We start from the raw sequence: 20,071 nt of genomic DNA, 5'->3' as shown, positions 1-20,071 counted from the left end.
TCAGCCTGATGGGTTTTTGAATCTCCACAGTTCACGACCTGTGTGAGCGTCAACTGCTTTGATGAAACCTTCCAGAAGTACCGTAGAACACTACGTCAGAGGCAGTTGCCAAAGCACCTGACCAGACTGAGAAGCGCTCTGGGTTAGACCAGACGATTTTACCTTCACGTGCATCCCATGCAATGAAGTTACCCAGGTGAGTTTCACCTTCTGGTGGGTACATGCTCAGAGTAGCACCAACGTATGGTTGACCAGCGACGTACTCAACTTCGAATGGCTCGTAGTCCATACATACGTTGTTGGTTGGGACATAGAACAGGCCAGTGCGTGGTGAGAATGCAGCAGGCTGTTGGTCTTTGTTACCCAGTGCAGCAGGGCAGATACCAGTGGTGTTCACGTCTTCACCGTTATAAGCGGTAGAGTAACGTTGTACACGGTTTGGCAGACCTGTTTTCAGATCAACGCTGGTTGCCCAGTTAACGTGTGGGTTGTAGTGTTCAGCAACCAACAGTTCACCAGTGACGCGGTCCAGGGTGTATGCAAAACCGTTACGGTCAAAGTTGACCAGCAGTTTACGCATTTGACCTTTGAACTCTTGGTCTACCAGGATGTTTTCGTTAACACCGTCGTAGTCCCACTCGTCAAATGGAGTTTTTTGGTAAACCCATTTCGCCATACCTGAGTCCAGGTCACGAGCGAAGATGGTCATAGTCCATTTGTTGTCGCCTGGACGTTGTACAGGGTTCCAGGTAGATGGGTTACCAGTACCGTAGTAGTACAGGTTGGTGTCTGGGTCATAAGAATACCAGCCCCAAGTAGTACCACCACCGATCTTCCATTGGTCACCTTGCCAAGATTTCAGTGAAGAATCCTTGCCAACTGGTTTCAGCATAGAAGTAGTTGTGTTGCCATCGACCAGCATTTCGCTGTCAGGACCTACGCTGTATGCTTTGTAAGCAACACTGCCGTCCATGTTGTAGGCTTGAACATAACCGCGAACACCAAACTCACCACCAGAAATACCAACGATGATTTTGTCTTTGAACACGTGAGCAGCAGCAGTGCTGGTTGCGCCGACTTTTGGATCATCACGTTTGTCAGACCAGACTGGTTCACCAGTGTTCATGTCCAGAGCGACCAGCGTGGTGTCAGCCTGGTTCAGGAAGATTTTACCTTGACCGTATGACAGACCACGGTAAACAGTGTCACAGCACATAACTGGCACAGTTTCGTCGTAGTTTTGGTTTGGCTCATATTTCCACTTGATTGCGCCGTAGTTGTTCAGGTCCAGGGCGTAAACGATGTTCGGGAAAGGAGTGTGAACATACATGGTGCCGTCGATAACCAGAGCGTTACCTTCGTGACCACGCAATACACCAGTTGAGAACGACCAAGCCATTTTCAGGTCTTTGACGTTGTCTTTTGTGACTTGAGCCAGAGTGCTGTAACGAGTGTTGGCATAGTTACCAGCAGGCATTACCCAGTTGTTTTCGTTTTGTTGCATTACCAGCAACTCGTCAGCGGCGACCATGCTTGGTACAGCCATTGACATCATTGCTAATGACAGAGTTTTCAGCTTCATTGAGTTGTCCTCTATAATTAGGTTTCTTGTCCACACGATAGTCTTCTGTTTGGGAATACTTCATGCGTTGTGTAAGGTTAGATGTAAGCTTCCTGAGCGTCATTATGCATTCATCTCATTTATGAATAAGAGAAACTCTCATATTGTTGTAGCCAAAACACACATCAGCCGGGAATAACCACCGGATTTATTCAGCAACTCATTGATTTATAAATACTAAGACATCAGTAATACACTGATCAGAGACACTCCGTCACTTCGGGAATCATTCCTTTTTTTACCAGTATTTTTCTGAATGACTCCCGGTTTTGTTCGGGAATTCAGCCTGTCAATAACGGGCTTATGGACATCACCGCTGCACCAGATTTTCTATTCGACTCCCGGCCGTTGAACCCCTGAAAGACTGTGCAACTTGTTCACCGCCAGTGAAGCCGCCGCTGTTCGAGTCTCAACGCCTAGTTTGGTGAACACATGTTCCATATGTTTATTGACGGTGCGTGGGCTGGTACCAAGAATTTCACCGATACTGCGATCCGTTTTGCCCATAATGACCCAATGCAGTACTTGAGCTTCTCGCCTGGTCAATGCAAATATCGCCTTGAGCGCTTCGATCTGGGCAACTTCAGATTCTTCTCTGACCAGAATCAGCCACTGTTCTTCGCTGCGCAAGTCGGCTGGATTAAAAATCAATCTTCCGGTTGGATGCTGAATCATCAATGGCCGTAACCGGAAAGTCTCATCCGAAGCTCCCAGTTGCTGAATCCATTGCTGCAGTCTGAGAGGTGTTCCATTAGCAGAGGCATCATGGTCGTTGAGGTATTTAGCAATCAGTTGTCTGGCAAGTGGCGTTTGCCAGACGATTCTTCCAGACTCGGGCAATACTGCAATGGCCGCCTGACCAAAGACATCCAGTGCTCCCTGCGTCTGATTCATCATCCGGGCATTTTTCAGATGAGAACTGAGTCTGGCGATCACTTCAATCGGACTCAAAGGCTTGGTCACATAATCAATGCCTCCCGCCGAAAAACCTGCCACAACGTGCTCTGACTCGGTCAGTCCGGTCATAAAGATCACTGGAATATGCCGTGTCACCAAATCCTGCTTCAATTGACGACAAACCTCAAAACCATCCATTTCAGGCATCAGTGCATCCAGCAGAATAATGTCCGGCAAGACTTCCCGGCTGATATTCAGCGCCTGCTTGCCATTATCGGCCACCAGCACAACATAGCCCGACTCCACCAGGGCATCGTGTAACAGTGCTAATGTGTCGGGCGTATCATCCACCACCAGGACCACTGCCTGTCTTGCTTTATCAGGCATGATTCAGTTTCTCTTTCAAAAATAACTTGAGGCTTTCCAGCTGAAACTTGTTAGTCATGCCTCGAACTTCGGCAACAAAATGCTCACAAGCCAACTGTTGCGCTTCAATGTCATTGATCAAACTGCGCACCCCATGGATATAGCCAATATCAAGCATCTCCAACAGTTTTTTCAGCGTTGCCTGTGAGGGCAAAACATAATCGCTGATAGGCACGATAGCTGGCATCGACTTTTCTGCTTCAATCCACTGCAAATTCAGACATTCTCCGATCCAGTTGATAAGCTCGAGCAGGTTTAGTGGCTTAAGAATAAAGTCCTGCGGTGAAATCCCCGAATTGTTTTCCAGACTACGGTCAAAAGCATTCGCAGAAATAATGCCGATAGGAATATCCGACTGATGGATATTGCGAATCAGGTGAATGGTTTCCCAGCCATCCATCTCCGGCATCGCCAGATCCATAAAGATAATGTCCGGTTTGAAATGTGGATAAGTCTGCAAACATTCCGCCCCCGAAGCAGCTTCTTTGACCTCAAAGCCCAGCGGTTCAAGCATGTTTCTCACCAGCTCACGATCAACCGGCTCATTATCGACCACCATGATTTTGCGTCTGGGGCCGAGGTATCCCGCTGGAATTTGCATGGACACCACAGACAAAGCCTCCTGTTGTCGCACGCTGGGCAGATACAGACGAATCGAAAACACCGTGCCTTTACCCATTTCACTGCGCACGTTCAAAATGCCGCCCATCAATTCGGTCAGTAACTTGCTGATGGTCAAGCCCAAGCCGGTCCCACCCACGCCCTGTGCGGCACTGCCTCTTGAAAATGGCTCAAAAATCATCTGCAACTCTTCATCCTTGATGCCCGGGCCGGTATCTTCGACCTCTACTGACAAAAATTCACGAGCATAACTGACGCTGACTTGAATGCCTCCTTCACGGGTATATTTGACTGCGTTGCCAAGTATGTTAATAAGTATCTGGCTGAGCCGCTTGTGATCAGCCCGCACCACCGCGGGCAAGTCATTGTTGATGTGATATTTGAAACTCAAGCCCTTATTAATCGCCTGCAGCTCAAACATACTGACAATTTGCTGGATGTATTCGGGGAAACGCAGTGACTTAGTTTCAAACTGAAGCTTGCCATTCTCAATACGGGCAATATCCAGCGTACCCTCGATTAATGACAATAAATGCTCACCACTGCGGAGTATGACTTTGATTGCCTGTTTGCTGCGTGGGTCAAAGCCCTTATGGTTATCGAGCAATTGCGCATAACCAAGGATGCTGTTCAACGGTGTGCGAAGTTCATGGCTGATGCCAGTGATATAGCGACTCTTGGCCTGATTGGCTTGTTCAGCCACCCGCCTTGCACGCTGCAACTCGGCATCAGTTTGTTTGTGCAATTCAATTTCCCGCTGCAACAAACGCGTTTGAGAGTTTGACTCCTGCTGTGCCACATGGCGACTTTGTGAAGTAAGCACCAGCCACCAGACAATCACCCCACTAACCAGTACCAAAGCCACATAAGCCTTCAAAAATCCGAGCTGTATCTCTGGCAGGATGTGCGCGATGTTTTCGGTAAGCGTCAACTCTATGTGTAGATAGATCAGACCAAAAATCGCGCTAAGCACAATGACCGTCAGCGTCATTAACAGCAGGTAGTGCCCCACCCCGCTGTGAATATAGCCCCACAAATTTCGAGGCAGCATGGCCATCATGGCCGTCTGCCATTGATCACTCAGTTTTGCATTGGGTTTACAGGCATCATTGCAACGAGCATCCAGACAGCAACACAACGAACAGATCGGCCCCTGATAAGCGGGGCAATGTGCTACGTCATCAATTTCATATTGTCGCTCGCAGACCACGCAGGTTGCCTTGCTCTTACCGGGATGAAACTTGAACGGCTGCCTGGCCAGATAAAATCGTCCTCGTGTCCACCAGGCAATCAAAGGAGAACAAATCAAGGCGGTGAACATAGCTATAAACGAGGAAAATGATTGTGCTTCCAGACCGAAAAAGCCAACAAACGCCATCACCGAGATTATCGAGGCAATCACCATCGAGCCCACGCCTACCGGGTTGATATCAAACAGATAGGCGCGCCGGAACTCCAGTCCTTTGGGACTCAGTCCCAAGGGTTTATTGATCACCAAATCGGCCACCACCGCGGCAATCCAGGAAATGGCGATATTCGAATACAGACCCAGTACCTGTTCCAAAGCCTGAAAGACATCCAGCAACATCAGCAAGGTGGCAATCATCACATTAAACAGCAGCCACACGACACGACCCGGATGGCTGTGGGTCAAACGTGACAAAAAAATTCGACCAGGCCAATGACCCGGCATAGGCGTTGGTAATGTTGATTTTTATTTGTGACAGCACCACAAAAAATACGGTGACCGCCAGCAACACATCGGCATTGCTGAACACATAGTCAAAGGCCAGGTGATACATATGTGTGGGATTCACCGCGGCCTCAACTGACTCACCCGCCTGCAACACCAGATAAGCCAGCAACACACCGGCAAACATTTTGATCATGCCGATGAAAATCCAGCCCGGTCCAGCCAGTATTACCCCCAAGTGCCAGCGCAAGCGATTTTCTTCCGTTTTTTCCGGCATAAACCGCAGAAAATCCACCTGCTCGCCGACTTGGGGTATCAAGGCCATGCCAATGGCAATGGCCATGCCGAACATGTAAATATTGAAATCCGCGTCAAATCCCGAAGCACCGGCAAACTGCATCACGCCTCGAACGGCATCCGGGTCTTTCATCAAGATAAAGACAAAGGGCAGCACCATCAGGAAGATCCACACGGGCTGAGTGATCATCTGAATACGACTGATTAGTGTCACGCCATGCGTCACCAGTGGAATAATGATGATGGCTGAAATCAGGTACCAGACATAGAGCGGCAGATCAATGTACATGCTCAGCGCATAGGCCATGATCACGGCTTCCAGCGCAAACAAAATAAAGGTGAAAGTCGCGTAGACAAACGAAGATATGGTTGAACCGATATAGCCAAAACCGGCACCTCGGGTCAGCAAATCCATATCCAGGCCATATTTGGCGGCGTAATAACTGATTGGCAAGCTGGTCAGGAAAATAATCAGACTGATGGTCAGAATTGCCCAAAAGGCATTCACAAAACCAAAATTCACCGCCAGCGCTGCACCAATGACCTCCAGCACCAGAAATGAAATAGCCCCTAGAGCGGTGTTAGCCACCCGGAAAATGGACCATTTACGAAAAGAATGGGGCGTAAAACGCAGGGCATAGTCTTCCAGCGTTTCATTGGCTACCCAGGTATTGTAATCACGACGGATTTTTACAATACGCTGGGGAGCATCCTGATCGGATAGCTCAATCAAAGCCTCATTCGCTGTCAACTCGAACTCCCGGATGATATCGATGGCAGGTTGGATGGTTATCAGCCAGCATTGATCCGTCATCATAATGATGACCGGCAGAATTTTATCTACGTAATTTGACGTATTGCCTGCGCTGGATCATCGCTATCCCTGCGATGTTTGAACAGGAAACCATAAGCTAGGAAGGAGCAAGAGTTATGCCGGTTTGCCGGCGATAGCTAAACAAAAGCCGAGAGCCTCTTGTATACAAGAGCTTGGCTTGATTCAAAGAAATGATCTAGTCAGTGGTCAAACAACCCGGACCGCTTTTTTTGCATCTGACGCACCAGTATAGTGCGTCAGATGCGCTATGAAAGACCGTCCGTCCTAAACGGTCAGATACTTCTTGATTTTGTCTGCATCAACCGCTTCACGCAGATCTTCGTGAATGAACTTGCCTTTCTCGATGACAATGATGCGGTCGGCAATTTCCATGGTGAAACTGAGCACCTGTTCAGACACAATGATCGTGATGTCACGCATTTTTCTGATCTCGTTCAACACCTTGGCAATATCCTTGATGATCGAAGGCTGAATACCTTCCGTGGGCTCATCCAGTAACAACACCTTGGGATTGGTCACCAGTGCTCGGGCAATCGCCAATTGCTGTTGCTGACCACCCGAGAGGTTACCGCCCTTGCGATGCCGCATATCGTGCAGTACCGGAAACAACGAGTAGATCTCGTCTGGAATCTCCTTATATTTACCAACCTTAAGCCCGGTTTCGATGTTTTCCTTCACTGTCAGGTTGGGAAAGATCATTCGACCCTGAGGCACATAGGCAACACCCTTGGCGACTCGCTGGTAACTTTCATTGCCCAGCAAATCAACACCAGCCACTTCCAGCTTGCTGGCGCTGCTAGGCAGTATACCCATCAGTGATTTAAACAAGGTTGTTTTACCCATCCCGTTACGGCCCATGATCGCCAGTGTTTCATTGGGATTGGCTTTGAAGCTGATGTCATGAATTACCTGACTCTGGCCATAACTGACTTGCAAATTTTCCACTTCAAACATGTGATTTCTCCTGGTTTAAGTCAATGACCGAGATAAACTTCGATGACCTTTTCATCAGCCTGAACCTTTTCCATCGCCCCTTCAGCCAAAATCTTGCCCTGATGCAAGACCGTCACCTTACGGGCAATCTTTTTCACAAACTCCATATCATGCTCAATCACAATGACCGAACGGTTCTTGCAAAGCCGGTTCAATAGTTCTGCCGTTTCATCACGTTCCTTGGCACTCATACCGGCCACCGGTTCATCCAGCATCAATAATTCCGGTTCCTGCATCAGCAACATGCCGATTTCCAGCCATTGCTTTTGTCCATGACTCAACACCCCCGCTTCAGTGTCAAGAAGCTCGGTCAACTGAATATCACTGGCCACCTCTTCAATCAGTGCTTCCAGTTTGGGCGTTGATTTAAAAAACAGGCTGCCTAATACACTGCGTCCTTCGGAATAGGAAACCTCAAGGTTTTGATAAACCGTAAGGTTTTCATAAATCGATGGCGTCTGGAATTTGCGACCGATCCCCACCCGGGTGATCTGATGCTCAACCAGCTTGGTGATTTCCTGATTTTTAAACTGGATGGAACCACCACTGGCCTTGGTTTTGCCACAGATCAAGTCCAGCAGCGTGGTTTTTCCGGCACCGTTGGGGCCGATAATCACTCGCAGCTCATTTTTGTCGATATACATGGTCAATGAATCAACCGCCTTGAAGCCATCGAACGAGACCGTCAAATCTTCAATCGCCAGCAAAAAGTCTGTATTGGTACTCATGATTTGGCTCCTTCAGCAGCATTATCAGAGGTCGAGGCACTGGATGAGGCATTGCTTTGTGTGTCTGCTTTTGACTTAGGCAGCTTGATGGCTGGCAGATAGCGTTGCAGGAATGCCAGCTTCGAGACGTATTTGTTGTAAATACCAGCCAGGCCGTTAGGGAAGAACATCACCACCGCAATGAACAAACCGCCCATGAAGAACAACCACAGTTCGGGGAAGGTTTCTGAAAAGCCGGTTTTGCCAAAATTAATTAACAAGGTGCCGTAGACCACACCAATCAGTGACATCCGGCCACCCACCGCTGCAAAAATAACCATCTCGATGGAAGGCACTACCCCCAGCAATGACGGGGACATGAAACCCACCTGCAGGGTAAACATGGCGCCGCCAATAGCTGAAATTACTGCAGACAGACAGAAAATGAAGATTTTGAAGTTGGATACGTCATAGCCTGAAAAACGTACCCGGTCTTCTTTGTCTTTCATCGCCAGTAACAAGCGACCGAATTTGCTGGTCAGCACAAACCGGCTGATCATGATGACCGCCAACAGCAACAGTGCATTGATGAAATAGAGAATGTACTTGGCCGAATCGGTACGGATATCCCAGCCATTTAAGGTTCGAAGATCTGTAATACCGTTGATACCGCCAGTAAAGCCCTGTTGACCAACAATCAATACCGTGAGGATGACCGCAATCACCTGCGTGATGATGGCAAAGTAAACGCCACCGACACGACGTTTGAACATGGCAACGCCGATGATGTAGGCAAACAATGCAGGCAGCACCAGAATGGCCAGTAGCGTGAAGGTAAAACTTTCAAAAGGCACCCAGAACCAAGGCAGTTCATACAACTGGTTCCAGTCCATAAAGTCAGGAATACCCGGTGTGGTCTGAATCGCGGTACTTTCTGGATCCGAAGCCTCCAGTTTAAGAAACATCGCCATCGCATAGCCGCCAAGTCCAAAAAACACCCCTTGGCCCAGGCTCAAGATACCGCCATATCCCCACAGCAACACCAATCCCACTGCCGCAAAAGCAAAGGTCAGATATTTACCCACCAGATTCAGTCGGAACAAATCCAGCGCCAGAGGAAAAATCACCAGGATAAGCAAAGCCAGTATTCCTATTGCCACTGCGCCCTGCTTGCCACCCAGAAACCGTTCAATAAAAAAGTTCATCATCAAATCTCCTGCGCTTTATTTACGGACTTTGGAAGCAAACAGACCTTCAGGACGAATCATCAGAATGATGATCAGCGTCAACAGGGTCAGTACTTTCGCCATGGAACTACTGATAAAGAACTCAAGAATTGATTGCGCCTGTGCAATGGTGAAGGCAGAAGCAATGGTGCCAAACAGACTGGCGGCACCACCAAACACCACCACCATGAAGGTATCCACAATATAAAGTGAACCTGTGGTCGGGCCGGTTGATGCAATGGTGGTAAAGGCCGCCCCTGCAATACCAGCGATGCCGCAGCCGAGCGCAAAGGTGAGCCTGTCCACTTGTTTGGTATTGATGCCGACCGCACCGCTCATCACACGGTTCTGGGTGGTAGCTCGCACATTCAAGCCCCAGGAAGATCGGTACATCAGGTAATAAACAGCAAAAGTCACAACCGTGGTCAGCCCCAATACAAACATGCCGTTGATGGGAATAAAGATGGAATCGGTAGGCATCCAGGATCCCATCAACCAGTCAGGCAACGCCGGACTGACTTCGCGTGAACCAAAAAAGGTACGAAACATCTGCTGCATGATAAGACTCAAGCCCCAGGTGGCCAGCAGCGTATCCAATGGCCGTTTGTAAAGATGTCTTATCAAGGCAAATTCTGTGAGATAGCCAACGATACCCGCCACCAGAAATGACGCGATGATGGCGAAAAAGAAGTAGTACGGCATCAATTCCGGATAATGAGTGCGCGTAAACATGGAAAGCATGTAAGTGGTGTAGGCACCGAGTGCCATAAACTCACCATGAGCCATGTTGATGACGCCCATCTGACCGAAAATGATGGCCAGCCCCAGTGCCATTAACAACAGCACACTGAACAAGCTAATCCCGACAAAGCCCTGCATTGCGAGGATTGACGTCAATTCCTGAAAAGTAAAATCACCCATGGTGGTTACTCCGAAACATTTACCGATTAATCAAAGAAACGATTCTGTTACTGGGGTCTCAAAGTGCAGGCTGGCAAAAACCAGCCTGCATTTGAGTGACTGACCAGCCTCTATTGGTAGCCTTCTGGGAATGGATTTGGTTCGATCAGCTCTGGAGATTCATAGACCACGGTTGCCTGGCCATCACGATTCCACTTACCGATACGGGTGTAACTCCACAAGTGATGATTCGGATGCAGTCGGACATAACCTTCAGGTGCTGTATCCAACTCGATTTCACCGGTTCTGGAAACTTCCACGATCTTGTCGATATCAAAGCTGCCGGCTTTTTCGACGGCCGCTTTCCACAACCAAGGGCCCAGATACGCCGCTTGAGTTACGTCACCGATAACGCTGTCTTCACCGTATTCAGCCTTGAAGGCTTCAACAAATGCTTTGTTGTTGGGGTTATCCAGGCTTTGGAAATACTTCATGACTGAGTAAAAGCCTTCCAGGTTTTCACCGCCGATACCCAGCACTTCGTCTTCTGTCACCGACAGTGTCAGCAAGGTCTGGTTGTCTGAGTTAATACCGGCAGCATTCAACTGTCTGAACCAGGCAACGTTACTGCCACCCACCACCGCTGCAAAAATCACATCCGGTTTTCTCAGACGAATACGGTTGATGATAGAACCGAACTGGGTATCCCCAAGTGGCTTGTATTCTTCACCGACCACTCGACCACCGAGTACCTGTTCAATATGGATACGAGCAATTTTCATTGAGGTTCTGGGCCAGATATAATCTGAACCAATCAGGAAATAGGTTTTGGCACCTTTTTCTTCGGCAACCCAGTCAAGCCCTGCCAGAATCTGCTGTGTCGCTTCCTGACCGGTGTAAATCACGTTTTTCGACTGTTCAAGACCTTCATAAAATGTCGGGTAATAGAGAATGCCGTTATGCTGCTCAAAGACGGGTAACACTGCTTTGCGCGATGCTGAAGTCCAGCAGCCGAATACTGCCGCCACCTTGTCATTGATCAGTAATTTGCGAGCTTTTTCGGCAAAGGTTGGCCAGTCACTGGCACCATCTTCGCGAATGACACGAATTTGCCGACCGAGAATACCGCCGGATTCGTTGATTTGTTTGATAGCAAGCCTTTCAGCTTCCTGTGCGCCGGTTTCACTGATCGCCATGGTGCCGGTGAGTGAGTGCAAAATACCCACGGTCACTGTGTCATCGGTCACCGCAAGTCCGGTCGTGTTCACCTCGGCGGTGGGAAACTCTGTAGCCATAACACTGGTACTTATCAGACCAGCAGCAAGCATGGCCCCTATTAAATTGCTGGTTTTACCCAGAAATTTCCGTCGACTGAAATATTTCATCGTCTATCTCCTGTTGGAATGAATGGTGTGAACGGCGCTGTTCAGTGTGTTGGGAAATTCAATGTCCGAGCATCCAAGGTCTCGCGGTTTTCTTGGTCTGCATTTTCAGGCCCGTGCTATTGCCTTCCTGGTGCTTGGAACTTGCAGAAGAATCAGTCTTGCAGGTGTGTGCCCCGGTGCAACCACAGCTTGAACGACGCGCCAGTCTCGGCGAGTCAGCCGACTTTTCGTTTCTGGCCATCGCAATCCGGGTTGCACCGTCCATCAGTGCCAGATGAGGCGCTGTCACCACACGTCTTGCTGGCAAGCCACAATCACATGTGATGTCATCGCCTGCCTGGTGCATTTTTCGCAACGCAGTGAATGTGCCGCACTGCTCACACCGATAGTCGTATAAGGGCATCTTGATTCCCCTGCTATGTCGCGATACTGAGATCTTTGCCCGGTGTGACAAAATTCACCGGACCGTCCACACTGGGGTGCAAATCAAAGTCAAAGATCTCAGTCGGCAACCACAAAGTGGCACAGGCGTTTGGAATATCCACCACACCGCTGATATGGCCTTGCACGGGTGCAGTACCCAGAATGGAGAGCGCCTGTTCGCCGGTGTAGCCAAATTTCTTCAGATACTCGATGGCATTCAAACAGGCCTGACGATAGGCGACATGCACATCCAGATAATGCTGCTTGTTTTGCTCATCCACCGAAATGCCTTCAAAGATCAGATAATCGTTGTAGGTAGGCGTTAATGGGCTGTTCTTGAACAGCGGATTTTTGATGCCGTATTTCTTAACGCCATCTTTGATAAGACTGACCTTGATATCCAGGTAACCCGCCATTTCAATAGCACCACAGAAGGTGATTTCGCCATCACCTTGTGAGAAGTGCAGATCGCCCATCGACAGGCCGCCATCCTTGACATAGACCGGGAAATAAATTCTCGAACCCTTGGTCAGATCCTTGATATCGCAGTTACCACCGTGTTCACGTGGCGGCACAGTACGCGCCCCTTCTTTGGCGGCTGCGGCTGCGGCATCGCCCTTGAGACGACCCATCACGGCTGCCTGCTCATTAGGTGGCAAGGCCAAAGGTGGCACTCTCTCGGAATCAGACGCAATCAGCTCGGCTTCACGCTTGTTCCAGTTTTCCAGTAGCTCGCGGGATGGCAAACAACCAATCAGGCCTGGATGCATCACCCCGGCAAACTTGACGTTGGCACATGACGTGAAGTGGTATAAATGCCATGAAAGTCCCAAATGGATTTTCGGGCTTCCGGAAAATGTTCAGTCAGAAAACCACCGCCATTTTCCTTGGCGAAGAAGGCATTGAAGCCCCACTGCGAGTCCTCGAAAGTGCCGACATCCAGGATATCCACCACCATCAGGTCGCCAGGCTCGGCACCCTCAACCCCAATCGGTCCGCTCAGGTAATGCACCTGAAGCAGATCGACATCACGAATATCGTTGGCACTGTCATTGTTACCAATCTGGCCACCGGTCCAGTCCATGCATTCCACCCGGAATTCATCGCCCGGTTTAACCATGGCAATCATCGGTAGATCAGGGTGCCAGCGATTGTGAATCTGACCATCCTGTTCCCAGGGTTTTTTGTCTAAATCAAGCTTTACTAGGGTTTTCATCTCTTCCTCCTGCTTTTGCTGGGCAAATAGCGCCGCTGCAATATCAGAACTGCAACTGCAACGTCACAAAGAAACTGTCTGTGTTCGATTGGCTGGTTTCTTTCAAATGGGAATACACACCGGAGATTTGGGCGTTGTAACCGTCGATGATGTAGGCGACGCCCAGGTCGGTCTGTCTCAGATCGATGTTGTTGTCGGCATCAAAACGCTGGTAGCGAACAAAGGGTTGAATCTGTCCCCAACCGACTTTTTCGTTGAAGATATAACCGGCACCGGCTGAGTAGGCTTTACCTTCCTCACTACGGAAGACTTTGTCGGTGTCATAACGGTAATAGGCGGCTTCGAAGGACACGGCGCCCGGGCCGACATTCTGTTTTTCGATCAGCAAGTCAGCACTGTATGAGTAGTATTGACCCTGATCAGTCGCCGAAACTGCACCATTTTTCTGACTGCGGCCAGCGATACCGATGGTGAAAATATCTTTGGTACCCAGGTAATTACCGGTGCCGTAGTAACCGGGCTCGGTATCCCAGAAGCTGTATTGCAAACGACCGGCATACATCAAGCCATCAGAACCTCTGGCACTTTCGACCTCATCTGCCACGGGTGCTATCTGAAATGCAGTATTGCCCTCAAAGGCACCAAAGGAATAGGCAAGACGCTGGTCAAAAGCCGTTGCTACCAGGGCCACACCGTCATCACGGCCGATGTAACCACCATTAAAACCATAACGTGAGGCAATACCGGCCCAGTAACCACCGCCAAGCGAGTAATAGGGGCCAGCCATATTGGCCCGATCACTTGGTGACAGAAAGCGACCTGCCCAAATGCTGATGTCCGGCGTCATCTGAAAAATACCCACCGCATCAATCACCTGAAAGCCCTGACCGGCAATGTCTTTTTCGGTATTGAGCATACCCTTGATGTACTTGTTCAAAGACCCGGACAAGTAAATACGACCGCTGTCCAGACTGAAGTCATTGGAATAGGAAGAGCCATTACCCGCTCCATCTTCAACACGGCTGTAGCTGCCTCGCATGCCAAAGCCCAGACTGATGTATCGATCTTCACCAAAAGTAATGGTGCCCGCGGCATGGGATGACATGACCGGGGTCAATGTCGCGGTCGTTGCCAAAGCCACCGACCAAGCCAGTTTGTTTAAATGTTTCATGTGCCACCTCTGTGAAAACAACGCAGAAAAAACTTGAATGAACGCAAGCATTTTTGGGTTGAATCACCACGATGTGCTCAACCGAAACTTCGAGAGTCATACTAGTCAGGGGGCACTGAGGCTTAAATACGTCAAATTGCGTAGAAGCGGTTTGGCCGGTTTACGTTACGCTGACCGGGTCAGCCAATCCGGAGACCAGTCAAGGGAGGTCAACCATGCACATTGCAAACAAGTCGATGCGCCAATTCGTCGGCATTATCAGTTTCAGCGGTCTGTTGCTGCTCACAGGCTGTGGCGGCGAACTCAGTTACAAACGCGGTGCCACTGGCGCTGATTTTCAAGATGCCAAACGGCAATGTGAAACAGGCTCAAGCTCGGCGACGGCGATTGATCAATGTCTACAAGAAAAAGGCTGGATCACAGTCAGCCCCAGTCAATCACTGATCGGCAGAAGTGCAGCGACCATCTCTCCCAAAAGCGTGGTGGATGCCCGTATTCCCGAGCCGGACAGCAGTCAGGATCCTCTGGAAATGATTGAGATAAGTTCATGGTGGAAAATGGGCGCAGGCCCTGAGGCACTGATGCAAGACGGCCAACAATGTGTCAATGAGTTAGGCGAAGGCCATGAAACGGCCGCCAATATGAGTCGTGTCACCCGTGGCGTGATGAGCTGTATGGGTCAACGTGGCTGGTATGCACTGACTCGGCAGGATTGAAGCTGACCGAGCAACACTGGTTGAACAAGCCTCGTGTTGATGAGGCCTGTGTTTTCGAGGCAAAAAAATTCCGGCCGAAGCCGGAATTTTGATGGGCAGACCTCTAGAGGTCTGTATCGCCTGTTAAAGCTCAGGCAACCGCATTAGCCGTGGTGGTCGCCGTACTGGCACCGTTACGACCGGCTTGTTCGATACTGGTTTCAACATCGGGTTCGATGTCCCAGTATTCTTTATCAAGCCCTTCGATTTGAGCCGCATCACTGACTCGCATGCCGATAGTGTGTTCAAACACAAACGACAGCACCCAGGCGGTGATCATACCCAGTCCCAGAGAAACCACTACACCGACCAACTGCATGGTGACACCGATTTGGCTGTGCTGAAATGCATACGGACCATCCTCAAAACCAAGATAGCCTGCGTGCGGTGTACCGGCATTGACGATACCGACCATGATCAGGCCATAAGAACCGGCACCGGCAAATAAAGGCAGCAACTTATGCTCATCGATATGACGTTTTTTCATGAACTCGTAAACCAGGTAGGCCACCACCGGAGCACCGAGCGCCACCAGGAACATTTGCCATGGCACATACACATCAAAGCCTGATGCACCCGCGACATAGCCCGCCAAAGGCCCAAGCAACAAATAACTGTACTTGCGGGTTGAATAGGCCAGAATTGCACCCATGATTGCACCACCGGCCCAAGCTGCACCGTAGTTGTTAAATGCGATACCCACACTGGTATCCGCCATGGTTACACTCACCGCAAGCGCCTCAGGGTCAAAGAAAAACAGACACGAGAGAATGACCATTGGCAGCCCTGCAAAAATAGTCATTACGCCTGTGGTAAGCAAACCAAGGTTAGGTGGACGATATTCAGTCACCGCACCCTGTGCGGTGTACATACCCGGACGGGCACCCAGTTTACGGATAAACACAAACGCCATTCCGGCCGGGAACAGATAAACAAAACCAACACCGAAAAAGTCATGAAAGCCCATATTGGTCAGTGGTCCCACAGAACCCCAGGTCCACCAACTCAATACCGAAGAGACCAAAGTCGCGACAAATGCCGAGATGTAATACGCAGACGGTTTCATCCGCTCTGAAACGGCAAAGTGCAACAACACACTAATGATGCCGGCAAAGCAGGCCAGGAAGAACACAAAGATCTGGAAGTTATTCAAACCAGGGAACACCGCAGGATCAACGGTATGCGCCATTGAGTTCACCATGGCTCCGCCAGCCCACCAGTCCATAATCGAGTCAGTCAGCGTATAGCCTTCCATGATGTAGTACTGCGCCGCCCAAAAAGCAAAACCAATCAGGAAGTAGGTCGCGAAGCTGATAAAAAAGCCGACCATTTTTTCGACGGTCGCATTAAAGGCATTTCGTCTCCGCACGCCGCCTACATCGATTAACAACAAGCCGATTACTACAAATATTGCCCCCACCGTACCGGAGGCATACACCAGATTTTGCACGAGCATGTTGAGCGTCACCTGCTCGGCAAATGGAGCCGCCATTTCTAAAGCCATAGAATTATTCCTTGTTAAAAACAATACGGATGCCAATTCAACCGCATGTCAGCGACTCTATTCCTGGCTTATTAATTAAGTCTATTACTCCTAATAATTACCACTTATGTGGTAATTATTGCTAACAAAAAACAAAAACGCATATTTGCGCCCGCCATTAAAAAGCTCACTTTTTAAAAATAAACCTAAAATACCACTTAAGAAGTACTTATTAGGTATTAATAAAAGCCACAACTAACACTGCAACTTCATATTTAATAAATATTATCAGTGACTGACATCTTGCAACCAAATAAAATTCCAAATCTAATTAAATATAGCCAAGCTCACATGGCTGATATTTGACACAAACTGAGTACTACTTCAGGAGGATTGTTGCTGACAGCTCAACGTTATTTAATCTGTCTGTCACTAACCAAAGGAGACAAATAATGAAATTCAAAAAACAGGCTATTAAAGATCCACAACCATCAATGAACGTTGACGGTTTGGTTGCAACCCTGGGTGACAGCATCATCTCAGACAGTAAAGACAAGACACTCTGCGCGGGTTTTTTCCATCTGAATAAGACGGATGCCCCTCTTGTTTACACCTATGACTATGAAGAAATGAAATATATCGCCGATGGCGAGTTCATTATCACTGATGGCTCAGGCCAGAAAGTGCACGCCACTGTGGGTGACGTCCTGTTTTTTGCTGATGGCGAAACCATCATCTTTGAAACACCGTCACACGGAACAGGTTTCTTTGTTGGCCAACGCAAACCGCTGTAATACAGCTCGCAACGGGTCTGCTCCGACCCGTCAGGTCAGATACCCTAATGCCGGCATCAATTGTCGGTATTAGGGTTTATTGCTTTGTTGATGCTTCCAGACCACCGCTTCCAGACGGCTGGTCAGATTGAGTTTTCGCAGGATGTTCTTGATATGCACCTTAACCGTGGTATCACGAATATCCAGCCGCCGAGCAATGGTCTTGTTATTCATGCCTTCGGCCAGGCATTCAAGAATTTCACTTTCCCGACTGGTCAAGTTGACGTCATCTGCATTGACTTTGGTCTGTGGCTCCATCAGCGCATTTTTTAGTACTTCCGTCAGGCTATCCTGAAGTACGGTGACGCCCATGGCCGCCTTAAGCAGATTTTTCCGCAAATCTTCAGGTTCCATGTCTTTCAGCAAATAACCATCCGCGCCGACCCGCAGCGCTTCCAGCAGATCGTCTTCTGCATCTGAGACAGTCAACATCACCACATGAGTATCCAGCTCTGTCGCTTTGATCCGTCGCAGGGTCTCAAGTCCATTCATGCCCTTCATATTCAGATCCAGCAAAATCAGGTTTGGCTTGAGTTGCACTGCCAACTCCAAACCTTCCATGCCAGAGGCAGCTTCTCCAACAATTTCAAAGCTGGGATCATCCGAAATGATCTGACCGACTCCTTTACGAAACAGGGGATGATCATCAATCAACAACACTTTGATTGTATCTTTCATAATTGAGTCCACTCATAATGATATAAACTTTGTTTCACACAATGAAACATAGCGTAAATTAACACACACCCGGCCTCGTACTGTCAATCAAACCTTGAACCCGCTACTGCGCTGACTTGGGGGTAAAGTTCAGTCTGACTCGAGTGCCACCATGGCGCTTAGCCATCACCTCCAGCTCCCCGCCCAGTGTGCGCGCTCGTTCCTTCATAATCACTTGTCCGTGATGATCGTAAGTATCGGCCTTGGCAGTAAAGCCAATGCCATCGTCATCAATGGTCAACACCACCTTGCCACTTTTATTCTTGTCCAAAAGTATCGTCACATGCCGCGCTTTTGAATGCCGAACGATGTTGGAAAGTGCCTCACGTACCACATGTAGCATGTGAAATTCTTCATTGACCGTCAGTCGGCAGTTAACCAGCCGATTATCAAAACTTATTGCCACGTTGGATCGCTGGGAAAACTCATCCAGCGTGGTCTGAATGGCATAGCCCAGCCCACGTAAATCCATGTGCACCCGAAATGTCGTCAGTAGCTCGCGCAGCTCACGGTAGGCCGCATCGAGGCCCTGCCGAAGCTCCGTCAGCATTGCCGAACTTTTCTCTGGATTGTCACCGGCAGATTGCAGACGTGCCAGTTGTATCTTCATAAATGACAAGGATTGTGCCAACGAATCATGTAATTCCCGGGCAATCGCCGATCGTTCTTCCAGCACTGCCAGCCGACGTCCTTCCTCATCATGATTCTGAAACTTGGTTGCCATGCTTAACAGTTTGGCGCTGATTTCCAACACTTGCAGTTCGGTATTGTCCAGCAGCCGATCCTTGCCGGTCTCAATCAGCAGTATACCCAGCCCGGAACCACTGCTTTGATAGGTCACACCGATGCATCGCACTTCCCGTTGCTCGTGATTTTGTTGCAAATAGCTGGACATACCGTTGCGATGCAATTCATCAAAACGTTCGTTAGTCATGCTGGGCGGTGGATGATGCGAATAAATCACATGCTCACCGGAAATTACAGCCGCATCTTCGGTTTGAATAATGGCCACATTGTCAAAATTCATGGCCCGCTCCAGCGAATAAATCAGCTTCAGCAAGGTTTTATCGGTGAGAATTTCGTTACTGGTAATTTCAATAAACTTGAGAATAAATTCGTGCGATCTCAACAGGATCAACAGTTTTTCATTGGTTTTTTCCGCCCAGGCCACTTGTGATCGATAGCCTTCTATCCTGGCGGTCATTTCAAATATGCGTTGTTCCAGACGGGTGAATTCGTCGCTACTTTTCTCCTGCTTTTGTGCTGGGAACTTGAGCATCAAAAACGTCTGCAACCTGTCCATGCGATCCACCAGAAGTTTCTTAGATGCCAGACTGATAGCAATGATGCAGCCATACAAAAACAACAGACTCATGATGTTGAGCAGACTGATCACTGATCGTTTGATTTCACCATCACTGGCCAATGCCTCGACCAGATCCTGATAAGAAATCAGCACCCGATCCGCCAGCCTCAATTGAGAAGCAATGCGAACATTCATCACGGCAACCTCATCAAAGCGTTGCTGAGCCTGCTCAACACGTTGTAGCGCCCTAGCCAGCTCATCGCTGTCCTGGTTGAGCATCCATCTGACTTCAGGGTCTTTGGTATCAAGGTAATGCAACCGCATATCCTTTAAAATTTTTTCAGAATCAGCCGGTCTTAAATGATTGATATAAAAAAGTTGTTTTTCCCATAAAATTCGGTGTTCATTCACCTTGGAAATAGCCGCCTGACTGGAGCGCATATAATCCAGCAAAAACAATGACCCTGCCTGCATTAATAAAGTGGTCAGGGCAATACATATAAGCAGCAACGTCAGCTTGGAAAATAAAGCTCTTTGTCGTATGCTGCTTAAAATATATTTCAGGT

15 protein-coding genes and 2 pseudogenes are annotated in these 20,071 nt (G+C 48.9%); 2 read left to right on the top strand and 15 right to left on the bottom strand.

The window, feature by feature from the left end; genetic code table 11:
- The 12 genes and pseudogenes from MPL1_RS04640 to MPL1_RS04590 form a co-directional block, all read right to left on the bottom strand.
- Positions 1–1,582: pseudogene (locus MPL1_RS04640) on the bottom strand (PQQ-dependent dehydrogenase, methanol/ethanol family); the annotation flags it as partial.
- A gap of 369 nt (positions 1,583–1,951) precedes the next feature.
- Complete coding sequence (locus MPL1_RS04635; protein ID WP_009725968.1) at positions 1,952–2,905, bottom strand: response regulator transcription factor; 954 nt, start codon at positions 2,903–2,905, stop codon at positions 1,952–1,954.
- Complete coding sequence (locus MPL1_RS04630; protein WP_235045535.1) at positions 2,898–5,192, bottom strand: ATP-binding protein; 2,295 nt, start codon at positions 5,190–5,192, stop codon at positions 2,898–2,900. The genes MPL1_RS04635 and MPL1_RS04630 overlap by 8 nt, the downstream gene beginning before the upstream one ends.
- Positions 5,176–6,372, bottom strand: coding sequence for a purine-cytosine permease family protein (locus MPL1_RS14080; protein WP_235045534.1), 1,197 nt, complete (start codon positions 6,370–6,372; stop codon positions 5,176–5,178). Before MPL1_RS14080 ends, MPL1_RS04630 begins: the two co-directional genes overlap by 17 nt.
- Positions 6,373–6,654: 282 nt before the next feature.
- A complete protein-coding gene (gene urtE, locus MPL1_RS04625) occupies positions 6,655–7,344 on the bottom strand; it encodes an urea ABC transporter ATP-binding subunit UrtE (RefSeq protein WP_009725967.1) in 690 nt (229 codons plus the stop codon).
- 20 nt (positions 7,345–7,364) lie between these two features.
- A complete protein-coding gene (gene urtD, locus MPL1_RS04620) occupies positions 7,365–8,111 on the bottom strand; it encodes an urea ABC transporter ATP-binding protein UrtD (protein ID WP_009725966.1) in 747 nt (248 codons plus the stop codon).
- A complete protein-coding gene (urtC, locus tag MPL1_RS04615) occupies positions 8,108–9,298 on the bottom strand; it encodes an urea ABC transporter permease subunit UrtC (protein WP_235045533.1) in 1,191 nt (396 codons plus the stop codon). Before urtC ends, urtD begins: the two co-directional genes overlap by 4 nt.
- Positions 9,299–9,313: 15 nt before the next feature.
- On the bottom strand, positions 9,314–10,237 hold the full coding sequence (gene urtB / locus MPL1_RS04610; protein ID WP_009725964.1) for an urea ABC transporter permease subunit UrtB: 924 nt from the start codon (positions 10,235–10,237) through the stop codon (positions 9,314–9,316).
- 110 nt (positions 10,238–10,347) lie between these two features.
- Positions 10,348–11,601 carry an urea ABC transporter substrate-binding protein gene (gene urtA / locus MPL1_RS04605; RefSeq protein WP_009725963.1) on the bottom strand — a complete coding sequence of 418 codons (1,254 nt, stop codon included), beginning with the start codon at positions 11,599–11,601 and terminating at the stop codon, positions 10,348–10,350.
- A gap of 58 nt (positions 11,602–11,659) precedes the next feature.
- The gene (locus MPL1_RS04600; protein WP_009725962.1) at positions 11,660–12,004 is read right to left on the bottom strand and encodes an FmdB family zinc ribbon protein; all 345 of its coding nucleotides are present in this window, start codon (positions 12,002–12,004) and stop codon (positions 11,660–11,662) included.
- 13 nt (positions 12,005–12,017) lie between these two features.
- Positions 12,018–13,240, bottom strand: a pseudogene (gene fmdA / locus MPL1_RS04595) (formamidase).
- A gap of 43 nt (positions 13,241–13,283) precedes the next feature.
- Positions 13,284–14,411, bottom strand: a complete 1,128-nt coding sequence (locus tag MPL1_RS04590; RefSeq protein ID WP_009725961.1) for a hypothetical protein — start codon at positions 14,409–14,411, stop codon at positions 13,284–13,286.
- Positions 14,412–14,626: 215 nt separating this feature from the next.
- Here MPL1_RS04590 and MPL1_RS04585 point away from each other — a divergent pair, with 215 nt between their 5' ends.
- Positions 14,627–15,127 (top strand): hypothetical protein, encoded by a 501-nt coding sequence (locus MPL1_RS04585; RefSeq protein ID WP_009725960.1) that lies wholly within the window; start codon positions 14,627–14,629, stop codon positions 15,125–15,127.
- A 130-nt stretch (positions 15,128–15,257) separates the two neighbouring features.
- On the opposite strand, the gene MPL1_RS04580 is transcribed toward MPL1_RS04585, so the two are convergent.
- Positions 15,258–16,670 carry an ammonium transporter gene (locus tag MPL1_RS04580; protein WP_009725959.1) on the bottom strand — a complete coding sequence of 471 codons (1,413 nt, stop codon included), beginning with the start codon at positions 16,668–16,670 and terminating at the stop codon, positions 15,258–15,260.
- A gap of 431 nt (positions 16,671–17,101) precedes the next feature.
- Between MPL1_RS04580 and MPL1_RS04575 the strand changes: the two genes are divergently transcribed.
- Complete coding sequence (locus MPL1_RS04575; RefSeq protein WP_009725958.1) at positions 17,102–17,443, top strand: cupin domain-containing protein; 342 nt, start codon at positions 17,102–17,104, stop codon at positions 17,441–17,443.
- 69 nt (positions 17,444–17,512) lie between these two features.
- Here MPL1_RS04575 and narL read toward each other — a convergent pair whose 3' ends face one another.
- On the bottom strand, positions 17,513–18,160 hold the full coding sequence (narL, locus tag MPL1_RS04570) for a two-component system response regulator NarL (protein WP_009725957.1): 648 nt from the start codon (positions 18,158–18,160) through the stop codon (positions 17,513–17,515).
- A 103-nt stretch (positions 18,161–18,263) separates the two neighbouring features.
- A complete protein-coding gene (locus MPL1_RS04565; RefSeq protein WP_235045532.1) occupies positions 18,264–19,979 on the bottom strand; it encodes a histidine kinase in 1,716 nt (571 codons plus the stop codon).
- Between the last annotated feature and the right edge of the window lie 92 nt (positions 19,980–20,071).

Source organism: Methylophaga lonarensis MPL (genome assembly GCF_000349205.1).
GTDB lineage: Bacteria > Pseudomonadota > Gammaproteobacteria > Nitrosococcales > Methylophagaceae > Methylophaga > Methylophaga lonarensis.
This window is presented reverse-complemented; position numbering and strand designations above follow the sequence as displayed.

What these genes read in the sequence shown, in the direction of transcription:
- MPL1_RS14080 (WP_235045534.1), bottom strand. Translation starts at nt 6,372, where the DNA reads ATGATGACGGATCAATGCTGGCTGATAACCATCCAACCTGCCATCGAT.
- MPL1_RS04635 (WP_009725968.1), bottom strand. Translation starts at nt 2,905, where the DNA reads ATGCCTGATAAAGCAAGACAGGCAGTGGTCCTGGTGGTGGATGATACG.
- urtE (WP_009725967.1), bottom strand. Translation starts at nt 7,344, where the DNA reads ATGTTTGAAGTGGAAAATTTGCAAGTCAGTTATGGCCAGAGTCAGGTA.
- urtA (WP_009725963.1), bottom strand. Translation starts at nt 11,601, where the DNA reads ATGAAATATTTCAGTCGACGGAAATTTCTGGGTAAAACCAGCAATTTA.
- urtD (WP_009725966.1), bottom strand. Translation starts at nt 8,111, where the DNA reads ATGAGTACCAATACAGACTTTTTGCTGGCGATTGAAGATTTGACGGTC.
- MPL1_RS04590 (WP_009725961.1), bottom strand. Translation starts at nt 14,411, where the DNA reads ATGAAACATTTAAACAAACTGGCTTGGTCGGTGGCTTTGGCAACGACC.
- urtB (WP_009725964.1), bottom strand. Translation starts at nt 10,237, where the DNA reads ATGGGTGATTTTACTTTTCAGGAATTGACGTCAATCCTCGCAATGCAG.
- MPL1_RS04580 (WP_009725959.1), bottom strand. Translation starts at nt 16,670, where the DNA reads ATGGCTTTAGAAATGGCGGCTCCATTTGCCGAGCAGGTGACGCTCAAC.
- MPL1_RS04585 (WP_009725960.1), top strand. Translation starts at nt 14,627, where the DNA reads ATGCACATTGCAAACAAGTCGATGCGCCAATTCGTCGGCATTATCAGT.
- MPL1_RS04575 (WP_009725958.1), top strand. Translation starts at nt 17,102, where the DNA reads ATGAAATTCAAAAAACAGGCTATTAAAGATCCACAACCATCAATGAAC.
- MPL1_RS04565 (WP_235045532.1), bottom strand. Translation starts at nt 19,979, where the DNA reads ATGCAGGCAGGGTCATTGTTTTTGCTGGATTATATGCGCTCCAGTCAG.
- narL (WP_009725957.1), bottom strand. Translation starts at nt 18,160, where the DNA reads ATGAAAGATACAATCAAAGTGTTGTTGATTGATGATCATCCCCTGTTT.
- MPL1_RS04600 (WP_009725962.1), bottom strand. Translation starts at nt 12,004, where the DNA reads ATGCCCTTATACGACTATCGGTGTGAGCAGTGCGGCACATTCACTGCG.
- urtC (WP_235045533.1), bottom strand. Translation starts at nt 9,298, where the DNA reads ATGATGAACTTTTTTATTGAACGGTTTCTGGGTGGCAAGCAGGGCGCA.